The organism is Agromyces sp. NPDC056389, assembly GCF_042262385.1.
Classification (GTDB): domain Bacteria; phylum Actinomycetota; class Actinomycetes; order Actinomycetales; family Microbacteriaceae; genus Agromyces.
The window spans coordinates 2,657,160-2,674,536 of sequence record NZ_JBHJPN010000001.1 but is presented as its reverse complement, the minus strand read 5'-3'; the positions used below and the strand labels follow the sequence as shown (position 1 = coordinate 2,674,536).

Annotated in this window: 14 protein-coding genes and 1 pseudogene; 10 read left to right on the top strand and 5 right to left on the bottom strand. The window is 70.9% G+C overall.

Annotation, left to right across the window (positions count from 1 at the left end; genetic code table 11):
- Nucleotides 1-3: 3 nt before the first annotated feature.
- Nucleotides 4-1,005, bottom strand: a complete 1,002-nt coding sequence (locus ACFCVM_RS12495; RefSeq protein ID WP_375836512.1) for a LacI family DNA-binding transcriptional regulator — start codon at nucleotides 1,003-1,005, stop codon at nucleotides 4-6.
- A 166-nt stretch (nucleotides 1,006-1,171) separates the two neighbouring features.
- Between ACFCVM_RS12495 and ACFCVM_RS12490 the strand changes: the two genes are divergently transcribed.
- The 8 genes from ACFCVM_RS12490 (at nucleotide 1,172) to ACFCVM_RS12455 (ending at nucleotide 11,179) form a co-directional block, all read left to right on the top strand.
- Nucleotides 1,172-2,698 (top strand): sugar ABC transporter ATP-binding protein, encoded by a 1,527-nt coding sequence (locus ACFCVM_RS12490; protein WP_375836511.1) that lies wholly within the window; start codon nucleotides 1,172-1,174, stop codon nucleotides 2,696-2,698.
- Nucleotides 2,695-3,726, top strand: a complete 1,032-nt coding sequence (locus ACFCVM_RS12485) for an ABC transporter permease (protein ID WP_375836510.1) — start codon at nucleotides 2,695-2,697, stop codon at nucleotides 3,724-3,726. Before ACFCVM_RS12490 ends, ACFCVM_RS12485 begins: the two co-directional genes overlap by 4 nt.
- Nucleotides 3,726-4,790, top strand: a complete 1,065-nt coding sequence (locus ACFCVM_RS12480; protein ID WP_375836509.1) for an ABC transporter permease — start codon at nucleotides 3,726-3,728, stop codon at nucleotides 4,788-4,790. The genes ACFCVM_RS12485 and ACFCVM_RS12480 overlap by 1 nt, the downstream gene beginning before the upstream one ends.
- A gap of 65 nt (nucleotides 4,791-4,855) precedes the next feature.
- Nucleotides 4,856-5,890 (top strand): rhamnose ABC transporter substrate-binding protein, encoded by a 1,035-nt coding sequence (gene rhaS / locus ACFCVM_RS12475; protein ID WP_375836508.1) that lies wholly within the window; start codon nucleotides 4,856-4,858, stop codon nucleotides 5,888-5,890.
- Between the two features lie 189 nt (nucleotides 5,891-6,079).
- Nucleotides 6,080-6,460, top strand: coding sequence for an L-rhamnose mutarotase (locus tag ACFCVM_RS12470; RefSeq protein ID WP_375836507.1), 381 nt, complete (start codon nucleotides 6,080-6,082; stop codon nucleotides 6,458-6,460).
- A 29-nt stretch (nucleotides 6,461-6,489) separates the two neighbouring features.
- A complete protein-coding gene (gene rhaI, locus ACFCVM_RS12465; RefSeq protein ID WP_375836505.1) occupies nucleotides 6,490-7,656 on the top strand; it encodes an L-rhamnose isomerase in 1,167 nt (388 codons plus the stop codon).
- 44 nt (nucleotides 7,657-7,700) lie between these two features.
- Nucleotides 7,701-9,737: a bifunctional aldolase/short-chain dehydrogenase gene (locus ACFCVM_RS12460; RefSeq protein ID WP_375836504.1), complete on the top strand. Its 2,037-nt coding sequence runs from the start codon at nucleotides 7,701-7,703 to the stop codon at nucleotides 9,735-9,737.
- On the top strand, nucleotides 9,734-11,179 hold the full coding sequence (locus tag ACFCVM_RS12455) for a rhamnulokinase family protein (RefSeq protein ID WP_375836503.1): 1,446 nt from the start codon (nucleotides 9,734-9,736) through the stop codon (nucleotides 11,177-11,179). The genes ACFCVM_RS12460 and ACFCVM_RS12455 overlap by 4 nt, the downstream gene beginning before the upstream one ends.
- 30 nt (nucleotides 11,180-11,209) lie before the next feature.
- On the opposite strand, the gene ACFCVM_RS12450 is transcribed toward ACFCVM_RS12455, so the two are convergent.
- The gene (locus ACFCVM_RS12450) at nucleotides 11,210-11,779 is read right to left on the bottom strand and encodes a hypothetical protein (RefSeq protein WP_375836502.1); all 570 of its coding nucleotides are present in this window, start codon (nucleotides 11,777-11,779) and stop codon (nucleotides 11,210-11,212) included.
- A gap of 47 nt (nucleotides 11,780-11,826) precedes the next feature.
- Between ACFCVM_RS12450 and ACFCVM_RS12445 the strand changes: the two genes are divergently transcribed.
- The gene (locus ACFCVM_RS12445) at nucleotides 11,827-12,756 is read left to right on the top strand and encodes a 2-hydroxyacid dehydrogenase (protein ID WP_375836501.1); all 930 of its coding nucleotides are present in this window, start codon (nucleotides 11,827-11,829) and stop codon (nucleotides 12,754-12,756) included.
- 74 nt (nucleotides 12,757-12,830) lie between these two features.
- Entirely contained in the window at nucleotides 12,831-13,802 is a 972-nt protein-coding gene (locus ACFCVM_RS12440; protein ID WP_375836500.1) for a serine hydrolase domain-containing protein, read from the top strand.
- A 15-nt stretch (nucleotides 13,803-13,817) separates the two neighbouring features.
- Here the strand turns inward: ACFCVM_RS12440 and ACFCVM_RS12435 are convergent, their stop codons facing one another.
- From ACFCVM_RS12435 to ACFCVM_RS12425, 3 genes and pseudogenes are all read right to left on the bottom strand, one after another.
- Nucleotides 13,818-15,401 (bottom strand): serine hydrolase, encoded by a 1,584-nt coding sequence (locus ACFCVM_RS12435; protein WP_375836499.1) that lies wholly within the window; start codon nucleotides 15,399-15,401, stop codon nucleotides 13,818-13,820.
- Nucleotides 15,402-15,509: 108 nt separating this feature from the next.
- Entirely contained in the window at nucleotides 15,510-15,965 is a 456-nt protein-coding gene (locus ACFCVM_RS12430) for an alpha/beta-hydrolase family protein (RefSeq protein ID WP_375836715.1), read from the bottom strand.
- Nucleotides 15,898-17,079: pseudogene (locus tag ACFCVM_RS12425) on the bottom strand (alpha/beta-hydrolase family protein); the annotation flags it as partial. The gene ACFCVM_RS12430 and the pseudogene ACFCVM_RS12425, both read right to left, overlap by 68 nt.
- Nucleotides 17,080-17,377 lie beyond the last annotated feature (298 nt).

Sequence of the window (17,377 nt, the reverse complement as noted above, 5' to 3'; positions counted from 1 at the left end):
GGCTCAGCCGCCGGTCGATTCGCGCACGACGAGCTCGGGCTGGAACACCACTCGCTCCTGCCCGGAATCGCCGCCGGCCTCCTTCAGCATGAGGTCGACCGCGGTGTAGCCGATGAGGGCCGCCGGCTGGCGGATCGACGAGAGCGGCACGACCGCCGCCGCCGCGAAGTCGATGTCGTCGTAGCCGATGAGCGCGATCTCGCCGGGCACGTCGATGCCGCCCTGCATCATGAGCGCCTGCAGCACGCCCATGGCGAGCAGGTCGTTGGCGGCGAAGATCGCGTCGGGGCGATCGGATGCCGCGCGCTCCCGGATGCTCGCACCGGCGGCACGCCCGGCGAGCACGGTGAGCGACTCGGTCGCGATGATCTCGAGCATGACGCCCTCGGCCTCGGCGACGGCCCGACGCGCGCCCTCGAGTCGATCGGCGACCTGGCGGATGCTCGCCGGCCCGCCGACGAATGCGATGCGACGCCGGCCCGCGCCGATGAGGTGCCGCACGGCGAGGGACCCGCCGACGACGTCGTCGACGGAGACCGAGGAGAAGCTCTGGTCGGGCACCTCGCGGTCGACGAGCACGACGGTCGTGCCGCGGTCGCGGAGGCGCTGCAGCCTCGGAAGGTCGTCGGCCAGCGGCGAGATGAGCACGCCGGCGACCCGCTGCTCCTCGAAGAGGTCGAGGTAGGCGCGTTCGCGATCGGCGTTCTCGTCGCTGTTGCCGAGCAGGATCGTCATGCCGTCTTCGGCGGCGCGGTCTTCGGCGCCGCGTGCGACGTCGGTGAAGAACGGGTTGCGCACGTCGAGCACGACGAGGCCGATCGACCGGCTGTGGCCGGCTCGCAGCTGCCGGGCGGCGTCGTTGCGGATGAAGCCGAGCTCCTCGATGGCCGCGGTGACGCGGGCGACCGTGGCGGGTGCCACCTTGTCGGGGCGGTTCAGCACGTTCGAGACGGTGCCCACCGAAACGGATGCCGCTGCCGCGACATCCCGGACACTCACCGCCATCGTCCCTGCCTCTCCCCTGCTCGTCGGCGAACTCTGCAGTGAAACGTACCACCGGCTCGTTCCGTGACTTGACATCGCTCCGCGGTCGCCGTAAATTGCTCACGTTCACCTGAATTAAAACGATTCAACCACGTGGGGTCCGCCCCCGCAGTTTAGGTCCAGATCAATGACGATTCCCCTCGGCGCTCCCGAGCCCGCTGCGGCGCTCGAACTCCGCGACATCCAGAAGTCGTTCGGCTCCGTCGTAGCCCTGCGCTCCGGCACCATCGAGGTGGACGCCGGTTCGATCCACGCCCTCGTCGGCGAGAACGGCGCGGGCAAGTCCACGCTCGTGAAGATCGTCGCCGGCCTCTACCGCCGCGACGCCGGCGTCTTCCGCCTCGAGGGCACCGAGGTCGACTTCACCTCGACCGCCGACTCGAAGGCCGCGGGCATCGCCGTCATCTACCAGGAGCCGACCCTCTTCCCCGACCTCTCGGTCACCGAGAACGTCTTCATGGGCCGCCAGCCCGTCGGCCGGTTCGGCCGCATCGACCGCAAGGCCATGCGCACCGAGGTCGACGGCCTCTTCCAACGCCTCGGCGTCAGGATCGACCCCGATCGCCCGGCTGACGGCCTCTCGATCGCCGACCAGCAGGTCATCGAGATCGCCAAGGCCATCTCGCTCGACGCGAAGGTCCTGATCATGGACGAGCCGACCGCGGCGCTCTCGGGCGTCGAGGTCGACCGCCTCTTCCAGATCGCGCGGAGCCTGCGCGACGAGGGCCGCGCCATCATCTTCATCTCCCACCGCTTCGACGAGGTCTTCGACCTCTGCGACACCGTCACCGTCATGCGCGACGGCGCGTACATCTCCACGAGCCGCATCTCCGACACGAACGTCGACGAGATCGTGCGCCAGATGGTCGGGCGCGACGTCACCGAGCTCTTCCCGAAGCAGGAGACCACGATCGGCGAGCCGCTCCTCGAGGTCGAGGGCCTCACGAGCGCCGGCGTCTTCCACGACATCTCCCTCACCGTGCGCGCCGGCGAGATCGTCGGCCTCGCCGGGCTCGTCGGCGCCGGGCGCAGCGAGGTCGCCCGCGCGATCTTCGGCGTCGACCACTACCAGGCCGGTTCGGTGCGACTGAACGGCAGGCCCGTGCCCGCCAAGAGCCCGACCGCTGCGATGCGCCTCGGCCTCGCCCTCGTTCCCGAGGACCGCCGCAAGCAGGGGCTCGTGCTCGACTCGAGCGTCTCGCGCAACACGACCCTCGCCATCCGCTCGCAGCTCGCGAGGTTCGGCATCATCACCTCGGGCTTCGAGAACCGCGCCGCCCGCGTCTGGGCGAGCCGGCTCGAGGTCAAGACGAACGCGCTCAGCACCGTCGCGGGAACCCTCTCGGGCGGAAACCAGCAGAAGGTCGTGCTCGGCAAGTGGCTCGCGACCGAGCCCACCGTGCTCATCATCGACGAGCCGACGCGGGGCATCGACGTCGGCACCAAGGCCGAGGTGCACCGCCTGCTCTCCGAACTCGCCGGGCAGGGCATGGGCATCCTCATGATCTCGTCCGAACTGCCGGAGGTGCTCGGCATGGCCGACCGGGTGCTCGTCATGCGCGAGGGGCGCATCACCGCCGAGATCGACCGAGCCGACGCGACATCCGAGAACGTCATGTTCGCCGCGACCCACGCCGAGGAGCAGCACTCGTGAGCACCGCGACCACCACCCCCACCCCCGCCTCCAACGTGACGAAACGCCTGGGCGCGATCGGCAAGGCCCGTGAACTCGGGATCCTCCTCGCCCTCGTCATCGTCGTGATCGCAGCGACCGCCGCGAACCCGAACTTCCTCTTCAGCGCAGACGGATGGCGCGACCTCCTGCTGACCCCGTCGATCCTCGTGCTCGTGGCGGTCGGCCAGGCGATCGTGCTCATCACCCGCAACGTCGACCTCTCGGTCGGCTCGGTGCTCGGCCTGACGGCCTACCTCACCGGTCGACTGTTCATGGACATCCCCGGCATCCCGATCATCGTGGTCTTCGTCATCGCGGTCGCGTTCGGCGGCGTGCTCGGCCTCATCAACGGCGCCCTCGTGGCGTTCGCGAAGGTGCCGGCCATGGTCATCACGCTCGGCACGCTCTACGCCTACCGCGGCATCAACGTGCTCTGGACGGGCAGCGACCGCATCAACGCCTCCGACCTGCCGAAGCCGTTCCTCGCGCTCGGCACCGAGCAGTTCCTGACGATCCCGATCCTGACGATCATCGCGCTCGTCGTGCTCGTCATCGCCGGCTGGTACATGAAGAACACCCGCGGCGGCCGCGAGTTCTACGCGATCGGCTCCGACCCGGCCGCGGCCGAGCTCTACGGCCTGCGCGTGACGCGACGCCTGCTCACCGCGTTCGTGCTCTCGGGTGCCCTCGCCGGCCTCGGCGGCGTGCTCTACGCGGCTCGCTACGGCACCATCAACTCGCAGGCGGGGTCGGGCTGGGAGCTCGACGCGGTGGGCGCGGCCGTCATCGGCGGCGTCGCGATCGTCGGCGGCGTCGGCTCGGTCTGGGGCGCGGCCATCGGCGCGGTCCTCCTGCTCACGATCAACCGGGCACTACCGATCCTCGGCATCCCCGACTTCTGGCAGCGCGCCGTCGTCGGCGTGCTCATCATCGGCGCCATCGTGCTCGACCGCGTCCTCGCGGTGCGGGCGAAACGCAAGCTCATCGAGGCAAGGGACGACAGCTGATGTCGAGCATCACCCAGACCACGCCCGCTCCGGCATCGGTGCGGCGGTACCGCGACTACGACCAGCCGCTGTGGAAGCGCGTGCTGCTCACTCGCGAGATGGCCATCATCGCCCTGCTCATCGTCGTCGTGATCGTCGCATCGATGACGGTGCGAGGCTTCGGGCAGCCGATCACGCTGACCTACCTGATCCTCGACGTCACGCCGATCCTCCTCATCGCCCTGCCGATGACGCTCATCATGATCACCGGCGAGATCGACCTCTCGGTCGCGAGCGTCGTCGGGCTCTCGAGCGTCGTGACCGGCGTGCTGACCCACGGCGGCATGCCGTTCGAGATCGCCGCCCTCATCGCGCTCCTCGTGGGCGGCGTCGGCGGCGCGATCAACGGATTCCTCGTCACGGTGGTCGGCCTGCCGTCGCTCGCCGTCACGATCGGCACGCTCGCACTGTTCCGCGGTCTCGCCGTCGGCCTCCTCGGCACGACCGCGGTCACCGACTTCCCGGAGTTCTGGACCGACCTCGCGAAGGCGAAGCTCGGCACCACCGGCATCCCGATCGTGATCATCCCTTTCCTCGTGCTGCTCGTGATCTTCGCGGTGCTGCTGCACTTCACCCCGTTCGGTCGCGGCATCTACGCGATCGGCCTCTCGAAGGAGACCGCCGCCTTCTCAGGCGTCGACGTGGGGCGCACGAAGTTCATCCTGTTCGTGCTCGCGGGCCTCGTCTCGGCGCTCGCCGGCATCTACTACACGCTGCGCTTCGGCAGCGCCCGCGGTGACAACGCGACCGGCATGGAGCTGCAGGTCATCGCCGCCGTCGTGCTCGGCGGGGTCAGCGTGTTCGGCGGCCGCGGCGCGTTGCACGGCGTCATCGCCGGCGTGCTGCTGATCGGAGTGCTCGCGAGCGCCCTGCGTCTCGCCAACGTCACCTCCGACGTCATCAACATCATCACCGGGGCCCTGCTCGTGATCTCGGTGGTGTCGTCGAGCTTCCTGGCCTGGCTGCGCACGCGGCGCCAGGCCCCAGGAGGGAAACCGCGCGTCGAGGTCTCCACAGCAGGGTAACCAGACCGCACCACCGTCGATGCGACCAGGTCATCGACGCCATCCATATGAAGGGACGAACAACGATGTTGTTTCAGAAGAAGACCCGGGCAGCCGCCCTCGCCGCGCTCGCGGTGAGCGTCGCCCTCGTCGCGACCGGCTGCGCAGCCGGTGACTCCGGCTCCGACGGTGCGGAGGGCGACGGCGGCAACCTGTCGATCACCTTCCTGCCGAAGAACCTCGGCAACCCGTACTTCGACACGTCGAACGCGGGCGGCGAGGAGGCCATCGAGGAGTTCGGCGGCACCTTCGCCGAGGTCGGCCCCGCCGAGGCCACGCCCGACGGCCAGGTCAGCTACATCAACACGCTCACCCAGCAGGGCGTCGGCGCGATCGCGATCTCCGCGAATGACCCGAAGGCGATCTGCGACGCGCTCAACGAGGCACGCGACGCAGGCGTCAAGGTCGTCACGTTCGACTCCGACACCAATGCGGACTGCCGCGACCTGTTCGTGAACCAGGCCGATGCCGAGGGCATCGCCAAGGTGCAGGTCGACCTCATCGCCGAGCAGATCGGCGATGCGGGCGAGATCGCCGTGCTGTCGGCCTCGGCCAACGCCACGAACCAGAACGCCTGGATCGATCTCATGAAGGAGGAGCTCGCTGCGAACCACCCCGACATCGAGCTCGTCGAGGTCGTCTACGGCGACGACGACGACCAGACCTCGTTCGACAAGACCGCGGCCCTGCTGCAGACCCACCCGAACCTCAAGGGCATCGTCTCGCCGACCACGGTCGGCATCGCGGCCGCTGCACGCTACCTCCAGACCTCGGAGTACCAGGGCAAGGTCGCGCTGACCGGCCTCGGCACCCCGAACCAGATGCGCGAGTACGTCGAGGACGGCACTGTCACGGCGTTCGCCCTGTGGAACCCGGCCGACCTCGGCTACCTGGCCGCCTTCGCATCGAAGGCGCTCATCGAGGGCGACATCACGGGCGCCGAGGGTGACACCTTCGACGCGGGCAAGCTCGGCGAGTACACGGTCGGCGCCGACGGCGTCGTGCTCCTCGGCGACCCCTACGTGTTCGACGCGGAGAACATCGGCGACTTCGACTTCTAGTCGATCGCGGGGCTCTGCGCGCGCTTCTCGCCGCGCAGGGCCCCAACCCGTTCCCGGCACGACGCCGAGTCGAACGAGGAGCCGGATTCCCACGCTCGAGCAGTTGCGGAATCCGCGCCCCGGACCTAGCATTGAAACGATTCATTCAGACGGATGAACCCGCGGATCCACCGAAGGACGGAGCAGGCCATGAGCGAGTCGAACGCCGGCCGGCGCGTCTGCTTCCAGCTGCAGGTCGACCCCGCTCGCCTCGACGAGTACCGCGCCCGCCACGAGGCCGTCTGGCCCGACATGCTGCGCGCGATCGAGGCCTCCGGCCGTCGCAACTACTCGCTCTTCCTGCGCGCCGACGGCCTGCTCATCGGCTACTACGAGACCGATGACGACGACGCGTCGCAGGCGGCCCTCGAACTCGATCCGCGCACCGCAGCGTGGGAAGCCGACATGGCCGGGTTCTTCATCTCACTCGGCGGACGCCCCGACCAGTCCGCCCCACGACTTCCCGAGGTGTTCCACCTCGAAGACCAACTCGCCGCGCTCGATTCCGAGCACTCGGCGACGCACGACTGAACACGCACCAGAAACCGGAAAGAGCCATCGTGAGCATCCTCCCCACCGACGTCCTCGGCCAGCTCGAGCAGCAGTCGATCGAACTCCCGAGCTGGGCGTTCGGCAACTCGGGCACCCGCTTCAAGGTCTTCGCGACGGCGGGCACCCCCCGCGACCCCTTCGAGAAGATCGCGGATGCCGCGCAGGTGCAGAAGTTCACCGCGCTCGCCCCGGTCGTCGCCCTCCACATCCCGTGGGACAAGGTCGACGACTACTCGGCCCTCCGCGCCCACGCGGAGGAGCACGGCGTCGAACTCGGAACGGTCAACTCGAACACCTTCCAGGACGACGACTACAAGTTCGGCGCCCTCACCCACGAAGACGCCGGCGTGCGGCGCAAGGCGATCGACCACCACCTCGAGTGCATCGACATCATGCACGCGACCGGCTCGCGCGACCTGAAGATCTGGCTCGCCGAGGGCTCGAACTACCCGGGCCAGGCCGACCTGCGCGGCCGTCAGGATCGCCTGCACGAGTCGCTGCAGGAGATCTACGCCCGTCTCGGCGACGAGCAGCGCCTCGTGCTCGAGTACAAGTTCTTCGAGCCGGCGTTCTACCACACCGACGTTCCCGACTGGGGCACCTCGTACGCCCAGGTCGCCGCACTCGGCGACAAGGCCATGGTCTGCCTCGACACCGGCCACCACGCACCGGGCACGAACATCGAGTTCATCGTCATGCAACTGCTGCGGCTCGGGAAGCTCGGCTCGTTCGACTTCAACTCTCGCTTCTACGCCGACGACGACCTCATCGTCGGCGCGGCCGACCCGTACCAGCTGTTCCGCATCCTCTTCGAGGTCATCCGCGGCGGCGGCCTGAACAATCCCGACGTCGCGTTCATGCTCGACCAGTGCCACAACGTCGAGGACAAGGTGCCCGGCCAGATCCGCTCGGTGCTGAACGTCCAGGAGATGACGGCGCGCGCCCTCCTCGTCGACACCGGGGCGCTCCGCTCCGCGCAGGTGTCGGGCGACGTGCTCGAGGCCAACCGCATCTTCATGGACGCCTTCTACACCGACGTGCGCCCGGCCCTCGCCGAATGGCGCGAGTCGCGGGGCCTGCCCGCCGACCCCATGGCCGCCTTCGCGGCATCCGGCTACCTGCAGCAGATCGCCGCCGACCGCGTCGGCGGCGTGCAGGCCAGCTGGGGCGCCTGACCCCTTCCGACGACCACCCTCCGCACCACCGAAGGAACCTCCTCATGACGAACCAGGCAGCAGCAGACCTCATCGCGCGGTCGAACCGCCTCGGCGCCGACCCGAAGAACACGAACTACGCGGGCGGCAACACCTCGGCCAAGGGCACCGAGACCGACCCGGTCACGGGCGAGCCCGTCGAGCTCATGTGGGTCAAGGGCTCGGGCGGCGACCTCGGCACGCTCACCGAGCAGGGCCTCGCGGTGCTGCGCCTCGATCGCCTGCGTGCGCTCGAGGGCGTCTACCCGGGCCTCGAGCGCGAAGACGAGATGGTCGCCGCGTTCGACTACACGCTGCACGGCAAGGGCGGAGCGGCGCCGTCGATCGACACGGCCATGCACGGCCTCGTCGACGCGGCGCACGTCGATCACCTGCACCCCGACTCCGGCATCGCGATCGCCACCGCCGCCGACGGCGAGGAGCTGACGGCGAAGATCTTCGGCGACACGGTGGTGTGGGTGCCGTGGCGCCGCCCCGGCTTCCAGCTCGGGCTCGACATCGCCGCGATCAAGTCGGCGAACCCCGCGGCGATCGGCTGCATCCTCGGCGGGCACGGCATCACCGCGTGGGGCGACACGTCGGAGGAGACCGAGGCGAACTCCCTCTGGATCATCGACACCGCCGCCGCGTACATCGCCGAGCACGGCGCAGCCGAGCCGTTCGGCGCTCTCGTACCCGGATTCGAGCCGCTCGAGGCGACCGAGCGCCGCGTGAAGGCCGCCGCCCTCGCCGCCACGATCCGCGGCATCGCGAGCCACGACAAGCCCATGGTCGGCCACTTCACCGACGCACCCGAGGTGCTCGACTTCCTCGCCCGCTCGAAGTCGGGTGCGCTCGCCGCACTCGGCACGAGCTGCCCCGACCACTTCCTGCGCACCAAGGTCAAGCCCATGCTGCTCGACCTGCCGGCCTCGGCGAGCATCGAGGACTCGGTCGCGCGCCTCACGGAGCTGCACGAGGAGTACCGGGCCGACTACCAGTCGTACTACGACGCGCACGCAGATGCCTCGAGCCCCGCGATCCGCGGCGCCGACCCGCTCATCGTGCTCGTGCCCGGCGTCGGCATGTTCAGCTACGGCGCGAACAAGCAGACCGCGCGCGTGGCCGGCGAGTTCTACGTCAACGCGATCAACGTCATGCGCGGCGCCGAGGCGCTCTCGACCTACTCCCCGATCAGCGACGCCGAGAAGTTCGCGATCGAGTACTGGGCGCTCGAGGAGGCGAAGCTCCAGCGGATGCCGAAGCCGAAGCCGCACGCGGGCCGCATCGCGCTCGTGACGGGCGCAGCCTCGGGCATCGGCAAGGCGATCGCCACCCGGCTCGCGGCCGAAGGCGCGTGCGTCGTCATCGCCGACCTCGACCTCGAGAAGGCGCAGGCGGCGGCCGCCGAGCTCGGCGGCACCGACGTCGCGATCGGCGTCGCGGCGAACGTGACCGACGGCGCGGCCGTGCAGGCCGCGATCGACGAGGCGGTGCTCGCCTTCGGCGGCCTCGACCTCGTCGTCAACAACGCCGGCCTCTCGCTCTCGAAGCCCCTGCTCGAGACCACCGAGGCCGACTGGGACCTGCAGCACGACGTCATGGCCAAGGGCTCGTTCCTCGTGTCGAAGGCCGCCGCACGCGTGCTCATCGATCAGGGCCTCGGCGGCGACATCGTCTACATCTCGTCGAAGAACTCGGTCTTCGCCGGACCGAACAACATCGCCTACTCGGCGACGAAGGCCGACCAGGCCCACCAGGTGCGCCTGCTCGCCGTCGAGCTCGGCGAGTACGGCATCAAGGTCAACGGCATCAACCCCGACGGCGTCGTGCGCGGCTCGGGCATCTTCGCGAGCGGGTGGGGTGCGAACCGCGCGAAGACCTACGGCATCGAGGAGCAGGACCTCGGCAAGTTCTACGCCCAGCGCACGATCCTGAAGCGCGAGGTGCTCCCCGAGCACGTCGCGAACGCCGTCATCGTGCTCACCGGTCCCGAGCTCAGCCACACCACGGGCCTGCACATCCCCGTCGACGCGGGCGTCGCCGCCGCCTTCCTGCGATGACCCCGACGAGCGCGGGCAGCGTCGCGGCCGTCGACCTCGGGGCGACGAGCGGTCGCGTCATCCTCGGCCATGTCGACGGCCGCGCGGGCACGCTCGCGCTCGACCACGTCGCGCGGTTCCCGAACGGACCGGTGCGCCTCGCCTCCGGCCTGCACTGGGACGTCACGGGCCTCTCCCGCGACCTGGGCGCGGGCCTCGCCGAGGCGTTCCGGCGCGACCCGTCGACGGCCTCGATCGGCATCGACTCCTGGGCGGTCGACTACGGGCTGCTGCGCGGCGACCGCATGCTCGGCGAGCCGTTCCACTACCGCGACGGGCGGAGCGACCGGGGTGTCGATGCCGTGCACGCCGTCGTGCCGTTCGACGAGCTCTACCGCCGCAACGGCCTGCAGTTCCTGCCCTTCAACACGATCTACCAGCTCGCCGCCGAGCGTGATGCGGCCGACGGATGCCTCGGCGTCGCCGATTCGCTGCTCCTCGTGCCCGACCTCATCGGGTTCCAGCTCACCGGGGCGCGCCTCGCCGAACGCACGAACGCCTCGACCACGGGGCTCGTCGGCGTCGAGTCGGGCGAATGGGACGACGAGCTCATCGAGCGGCTCGGGCTCCCGGCATCCGTGTTCGCACCGCTCGTGAGCCCCGGGGAGTCGTTCGGCCCGCTGCGCGCCGCCGTCGCCGCCGAGCTCGGCGCCCCCGCGGGCATCGAGGTCGTCGCCGTCGGCTCGCACGACACCGCCTCGGCGGTCGTCGCGGTGCCCATGCGGGCCGAGTCGGCCGCCTACATCTCGTGCGGCACGTGGGGACTCGTCGGCGTCGAGCTCGAGCACCCGGTGACGACGGATGCCGCACGCGCGGCGAACTTCACGAACGAGGGCGGCGTCGACGGCCGCGTGCGGTTCCTGCACAACGTCATGGGCCTCTGGCTGCTGTCGGAGTCGGTGCGCTGGTGGGAGCGGGGCGGCGAGCGCATCGACCTCGCCGAGCTGCTCTCGGCCGCGGCATCGGTCACCGGGCCCGTCGCCGTCTTCGACGCCGACGACCCGCGCTTCCTCGCGCCGGGCGATCTTCCCGGCCGCATCACCGAGTGGTGCGCGGAGCGGGGCGTCCCCGCACCTGCGAGCCGCGCCGAGTTCGCGCGGTCGATCATCGAGAGCCTCGCCGAGGCGTTCGCCGGTGCCGTGCGCACGGCATCGGTGCTCTCCGGCGTCGACGTCGAGACGATCCACGTGGTCGGCGGCGGAGCGCTCAACGAGCTGCTCTGCCAGCGCACCGCCGACCGTGCCGGCATCCCGGTGCTCGCCGGCCCCGTCGAGGCGACCGCGATCGGCAACGTACTCGTGCAGGCCCGCGCGCAGGGTTTCGTCGACGGCGACCTCGAGGCGCTGCGCGCACTCGTGGCGCAGGCGTTCGCACCGCGCCGGTACGAGCCCGTCGCCCGCTGAGGCCCGACTCCGCTCCGATTCGGGGATGGATCAGTGCGCGTGCGCGAGCTGCTGGAGCGCGATCACCGCGAAGCCGAGACCGACGAGGATGACGAGCGCGATGCCCTGCTGCCACCACAGCAGGCGGGTGCGGCGCACCGCGAGGTAACCGATCGCGGCGAGCGTCGCGACGTAGACGATGCTCGCCGCCCGGAGCGCGGCCGCGAGGCCGATGACGTCGAACCACGCCAGCACGAGCAGGATGAGCGGCACCGAGGCCGAAGCCAACGCCTCGCCCGCGACCCGCAGCATCTTGCGGAACTCTGCCCCCTCCGGGAACGCCGCGTGCACGGCGAGATGCGAGACGACATCTGCGACGAAGCCCGCGGCGGTGATGCCGACGATGCCGACGAGCAGTGCGAGCGTGGCCTGCTGCGCCGTGAGGTGCTCGGCGTTCGCGTGCTGCACGAGCACGATCGCAAGGCCCGTGAAGGTCGCATAGACCCGTTCCTTCAGCGCCTCGGCGCGCTCTTCGACCGGGCGCCCGGCGAAGCGGTCGCGCTTGCTCCGATGGCCGGGTCTCGCCGTGCCGCCAGCAGGCGCCGCCCCGTCGTCGTCCATGGGCGGGACGTTACCAGTCCTCCGCTCCCCTCTGGAAGGATCGCAGCATGACCGACGCGCCCGCCCTCATCGTGTCCCTGCCCGGCGCCACCCTGCGCGATGCGATCGGCCCCCTGCCCGCGGGCGTCGACGTCGTGCTGTGGGACCTCACCGGCCCGGCCCCGGCCGAGCACATCGACCTCGTCGTTCCGCCGTACATGGGCGCTTCGGCGAAGCTCGGCGCGCTCGAGGGCGTCACGACGCGCCTCGTGCAGTCGCAGTCGATCGGATACGACGATGTCGCGGCGGCGCTGCCGCCCGGCCACGTCTACGCGAACGCGGCATCCGTGCACGAGACCTCGACCGCCGAGCTGACGCTGGCCCTCGTGCTCGCGGCCCAGCGGGGCATCCCCGACTTCGTGCGCGCGGCGAGCGAGGGGCGCTGGGCGCCGGCCAGGCACGCGAGCCTCGCCGACCGCCGAGTGCTGATCGTCGGGTACGGCGGCGTCGGCAAGGCGATCGAGGATCGCCTGCTGCCGTTCGAGGTCGCGGTCACACGCGTCGCGAGCCGCGCTCGAGACGACGAGCGGGGCCGCATCCACGGCATCGACGAGCTCCCCGCCCTGCTGCCCGACGCCGAGATCGTGATCGTCGGCGTGCCGCTGACGGATGCCACGACCGACCTCGTCGACGACGCCTTCCTCAGCGCGCTGCCCGACGGCGCGCTCGTCGTGAACATCGCCCGCGGCCGCGTGGCCGACACCGATGCGATCATCGACCACGCCACGCGCGGTCGGCTGCGGTTCGCCCTCGACGTCACCGAACCCGAGCCGCTGCCCGACGGACACCCGCTCTTCGCCCTGCCGAACGTGCTCGTCTCACCCCATGTCGGCGGCGCCTCGACGGCGATGATGCCGCGCATGGCCCGGCTCGTGCGCGACCAGGTCGAGCGGATGCTTCGGGGCGATGAGCCCCGCAACGTCGTGCTTCGCAGCTGAGCGCTCGGCCTGTCGGCCGCGATCACCGCCCACCCCTGCACCCGAATTCCACCCGAACACCCGGAAGGATCACCATGCCGATCTTCGACCACGCCTTCGACTGGGCCAGGCGCAACGTCGAGCGGGGCCCGCTGCCCTCGGCAGTGCTCGGCATCGCCACGGCCGAGGGCACCGTGGCGCTCGAGGCGTTCGGCGCAGCATCCGTCGACGACCACTACCCGCTCTTCTCGGTGACGAAGCCGATCGTCGGACTCGCGGCCCTGCACCTCATCGAGCAGGGCCGGCTCACGCCCGACACCCCGCTCACCGATGCTGTTCCCGAGTTCGGCGCCGGCCGCGACGACGTCGTGCGCCTGCGCCACCTGGTCAGCCACACCTCGGGCATCGTCGAGCCGCCGATGGACCACCCGCAGGGACTCCGACGCGGGCTGCTCGAACCGGGACGCGACTTCGCCGCGGGCACGGTCAGCCGATACTCGACGATCGCGTTCGAGGGCGTCGCCGCGCTCATCGAGCACGCTTCCGGCGCCCCGTGGGAGCGAGCCGTCGCGAAGGTCGGCGAGCGTGTCGGTGCCACGGGCTTCACGTTCGACGCCGACGTCAGCCGGCATGATCCGATCGAGGCCGCCGAGCGGGGGCTCGACTACGCGAGGTTCTCCTCCCAGCGGCATCCGGGCGCCGGCCTCCTCGGCCGAGCCGACGACCTGCTCGCCGTCGGCAGCGCGCTGCTCCGCGACGACGGATCGCTCGTCTCGCGAGTGACGACGTCGGCGATGCTCCGCCCGCTCACGGCCGGGCTGCCGAAACTCGAGCCCTATCCCGCCGCCCGCGGCCAGGACTGGGGCTTCACGTGGAACGTGCGGCGCTCGGCGCCGGGCCTGCTCGCGAGCGACACGTACGGCCACGGCGGCTGGGCCGGCACCGAGTTCTGGATCACGCCCTCGCTCGGCGTGTGCTTCGTGCTCCTGACGAACATCGCCGGCGGCATCGGCCGTTTCGGCGTGAGCTCCGACGAACTGCACAACGCGGTGGCCGCCGGGGCCTGAGGCGTCGACGGTGGGTCAGCGGGTCCAGGTTCCGAGGCCGCCGGCGTCGAAGAACTGCAGCGTCATCGTGTCGGCCCCGCCGCCGACGGTGAACGTCGCTGACGACTTCGACCCCCACGGCGCGTTCTCGCCGGTCGGCACGAAGGCGAACTCGTCGCCGTTCCACGGCTCGAGCTCGAGCGCGTACCCGCCGTCGGGGCCGAGGGTCGCCACGAGCGCGTCGCCCTCCACCGCGACGACGGCATCGCCGTAGTACGGGTTCGTCCACGTGCCCGCGTACTCCTCGAGCGGGCCCGGAGCCGCGGCATCCGTCGGCTGCTCCTCGCCCGCGAGGTCACCGGCGGGCTCGTAATAGTGGGCGAACGCCTGCCCGTAGTCGGCCAGCCAGTCGCGGTGCACCTCGCCGAACTGCACGCGATCGAGGAACGTGCTGACGATCGCCTCGGGCACGCCGATCGGACCGCCGTTCGTGAGCGCGACGACGCCGAGGCCGAGGCTCGGCACGATCTGGAAGTTCGTCGCGGCGCCCAGGCAGAACGCCCCCGAGTGCGAGGCGGTCGTGTGCCCCGTCGGGTCGGTGCCGGTGTTGAACCCGTAGCCGTAGAATCCGGCGCGCAGGTCGGGTGCGCCCGCGTGGCCCGAGACGATCTCGGGCGTGAGCGCCGGAACCAGCTCCGCCGCGGGCACGAGCTCATCACCCGCGAAGGTCCCCTCGCCGAGCAGCAGCGACATCCATTTCGCGAGGTCGAGCACGTTCGAGCTGACGCCTCCCGCGGGCGTCTGGGCGTCGGCGTCGCGTTCGTAGAGCGGCTGGAACTCGCCGTCCTCGAGCGCGTGCAGCGTCGCCCGGTTCTCACGGTCGAGGAAGTCCTCGTAGCGCGAGCTCGTCGAATCCATGCCGAGCGGTTCGTAGAGGGCCTCCTCCGACAGGGTCTCCCACTCGGTGCCGACGGCGTTCGCGACCGCTTCCGCCCCCGCGGTGAGCCCGAAGTTCGCATAGTTGTACGTCGTGCGGAACGGGTCGAGGGGCACCAGGTCGAGGCGAGCGAGGATGTCATCGCGGTCGTACCCGATGTCCTCGAGGGAGTCGCCTGCGGCCATGGGCAGTCCCGAGCGGTGGGCGAAGAGATCGCCGACGGTCACGTGCTCGGTGACCCACGGCTCCGCGAGCGCGAACCCGGGCAGGTGCTGTGCGGCGGGAGTGTCCCAGGCGAGCTCGTCGCCGAGCTGCGAGGCGACCACGGTCGCCGCGATCGGCTTGGACATCGAGGCGATCTGGAACACCGTGGACTCGTCGACGGGTGCGTCCTCGCCGACCTCGCGCACGCCGAACCCCTCGGCGTACAGGAGCTCCTCGCCGCGCACGACGGCGACGGCGACGCCCGGCACGCCCGACTCCTCGAGGATCTCCTCGATGTCGCCCGTCAAGGCCTCGAGTGCGTCATCGAGACCTCCCTCGGCCCCTTCGACCGCATCACCGGGCGGTGGGCCGTCGGCGGAGACGCGGGGTGCGTACGGTTCCGGTTCCGGCGCGCAACCGGCGAGCGCCACCACCATGATCACCGCTGCCGCGACGGCAGCACCTCGGACAACGCGCATGGCGTTCCTCCCCCATCGGACCGGCTCCCCCGAGCCTCGAATCCGCCACGGGACCCGACGATCGCAGCCTAACGGTCGAACCGCCCACGTCGCACGCCCCCGCAACGACTATTCGCTGACGCTGCCGACGGGCTGCACCTCCGCGTACCCCTCGAGCACGCCCTGGACGCGCGCCATCGCGGCGGCGTCGAGGCCGCCGTCACCCGTGATCGCCTGCCAGCCGTCGAGCACGACGTCGCCGTAGTTGTGTCCGTGGCTGGCGGGCACGCTCTCGCCCATGAACATGTCGATGACGACCTGGAGCGCCGTCACGGCCGGAATCCAGCGCATCGAGTCGCTGACCTCGTCGGCACGCTCCCCGGGCTTCAGCCAGTCGGGCTCCGCCCAGATCAGCTCGAGGCCGAGCCAGGTGACGGGATCGTTCGCATGCTGCAGGTACGCGACGCGCGGCCCCGCCCAGTCCGGTCCGAGCGCGTGGAAAGTCGCCGGGTACCGACAACCAGCGCACCTCGCGTCCGCCGTCGACGACGGGCTGCCACTGCGGGCTGCCCGCGTCGCGCCCATCGGTGAGTTCGCGCCACATCGTGGCGCCGTTCGGGCTGCCGACGAGGAGCGCGCCGTCGGTGTTCGCGCGCAGGTCGTCCAGGCCGCCGAACGCCTCCTGCGTCCCGTGCGCGCCGAGGCTCAGGCCGTAGACCACGAGCTGCGGGCGACTCGCCTCGGGCAGGGTCTCCCACTTCGCCTGCACGGCCTCGAACAGGGCGACGGATGACTCGACGGGCGCATCGGGGTCGAAGACGAACGACACCCAGCTCGGCGTGTACGCGTACTGCATCGACACGATCGCGGTGTCGCCGCCGTGGAGGTACTCGACGGCGTCGACGGCCTGGGGCTCCAGCCATCCGGACCCGGTCGTCGTGGCGACGACGAGCACATCGCGCTCGAACGCGCCGGTGCGTTCGAGCTCGCGCACCGCGATCGCCGCGCGCTCCTCGACGGTCGGCGCGTTCGCCTGCCCGACGTAGACGCGCACCGGCTCGAGCGCGGGCCTGCCGGTGAGCTCCTCGATGTCGGCGGCCTTCGGGCCGCCGCCGAGGAAGGCGGTGCCGTGCCGGCCCACGAGATCCCACTCGACCTCGGAGTCGGGGCCCGCCGAGCGGAAGGCGCTCATCGGCTCGGTGACCCACGGGGCCGCCGGGCCGTTGTTCGCGAGGTAGAGCCGGTCGAGGCCGAACATCACGACCGAGACGAGCGCGACGGTCGAGGCGACGACGATCGCCACCGTGGCGGTCACGCCCCAGCCGCGTCCGAGTCGGGCGGACAACCGCCTGCCGAGTCGTCGCTCGGCACGGGCGAGGGCGATGCCGATGACGACGACCGGCACGAATCCGACGACGAACAACAGGCCGTCGAAGCCGTCGATCTCGGGCAGCTCGACCGTTCGGCGCACCTCGTTCTGCCACCCGATCGAGGCGAATGCCAGCACGATCGCGAGTACCACGGCGACACCGAGGTACACCCACCAGGCGATGCGACGGTGTCCGGGCTTCGGACGCCAGCGGACGAAGCGGCGCACGATCCACCACAGGCCGACCCCGACGGCGTACCCGACGAGGAATGCGAGCGCCGTGATCGCGCCCTGGAGGAGCGCCGGCCTGGGCAGCAGCGACGGAGTCATCGAGAGCGCGGCGGCCAGCAGGCCGATGACGGCGCCTCCGGGGTCGAGCCTCCACCAGTGCGCGCTCATGCCGACCCCCTCCGAGGTCGCCACGGACGGCGACGTCACCAGATCATGGCACGCGCCGCGGAGCGAACCGCGGCGACTCGGCCGGAGGGGCGCCCACGCGCCCCGCCCGCCCCACGCCGGGGGGGCGGCGGGGGGCCCCCCCCCCCCCGCGGTTGGCGGCGCCCCGGCGCCCCCCCACGGCGACGGCGACGAGCCGCCGATCGGTGTAGCCCCAGCGGAAGAGGCTGGG

Coding starts and splice junctions, on each gene's coding strand:
- ACFCVM_RS12495 (WP_375836512.1), bottom strand. CDS start 1,005: ATGGCGGTGAGTGTCCGGGATGTCGCGGCAGCGGCATCCGTTTCGGTG.
- ACFCVM_RS12490 (WP_375836511.1), top strand. CDS start 1,172: ATGACGATTCCCCTCGGCGCTCCCGAGCCCGCTGCGGCGCTCGAACTC.
- ACFCVM_RS12480 (WP_375836509.1), top strand. CDS start 3,726: ATGTCGAGCATCACCCAGACCACGCCCGCTCCGGCATCGGTGCGGCGG.
- rhaS (WP_375836508.1), top strand. CDS start 4,856: ATGTTGTTTCAGAAGAAGACCCGGGCAGCCGCCCTCGCCGCGCTCGCG.
- ACFCVM_RS12470 (WP_375836507.1), top strand. CDS start 6,080: ATGAGCGAGTCGAACGCCGGCCGGCGCGTCTGCTTCCAGCTGCAGGTC.
- ACFCVM_RS12460 (WP_375836504.1), top strand. CDS start 7,701: ATGACGAACCAGGCAGCAGCAGACCTCATCGCGCGGTCGAACCGCCTC.
- ACFCVM_RS12455 (WP_375836503.1), top strand. CDS start 9,734: ATGACCCCGACGAGCGCGGGCAGCGTCGCGGCCGTCGACCTCGGGGCG.
- ACFCVM_RS12450 (WP_375836502.1), bottom strand. CDS start 11,779: ATGGACGACGACGGGGCGGCGCCTGCTGGCGGCACGGCGAGACCCGGC.
- ACFCVM_RS12445 (WP_375836501.1), top strand. CDS start 11,827: ATGACCGACGCGCCCGCCCTCATCGTGTCCCTGCCCGGCGCCACCCTG.
- ACFCVM_RS12440 (WP_375836500.1), top strand. CDS start 12,831: ATGCCGATCTTCGACCACGCCTTCGACTGGGCCAGGCGCAACGTCGAG.
- ACFCVM_RS12435 (WP_375836499.1), bottom strand. CDS start 15,401: ATGCGCGTTGTCCGAGGTGCTGCCGTCGCGGCAGCGGTGATCATGGTG.
- ACFCVM_RS12430 (WP_375836715.1), bottom strand. CDS start 15,965: ATGGGCGCGACGCGGGCAGCCCGCAGTGGCAGCCCGTCGTCGACGGCG.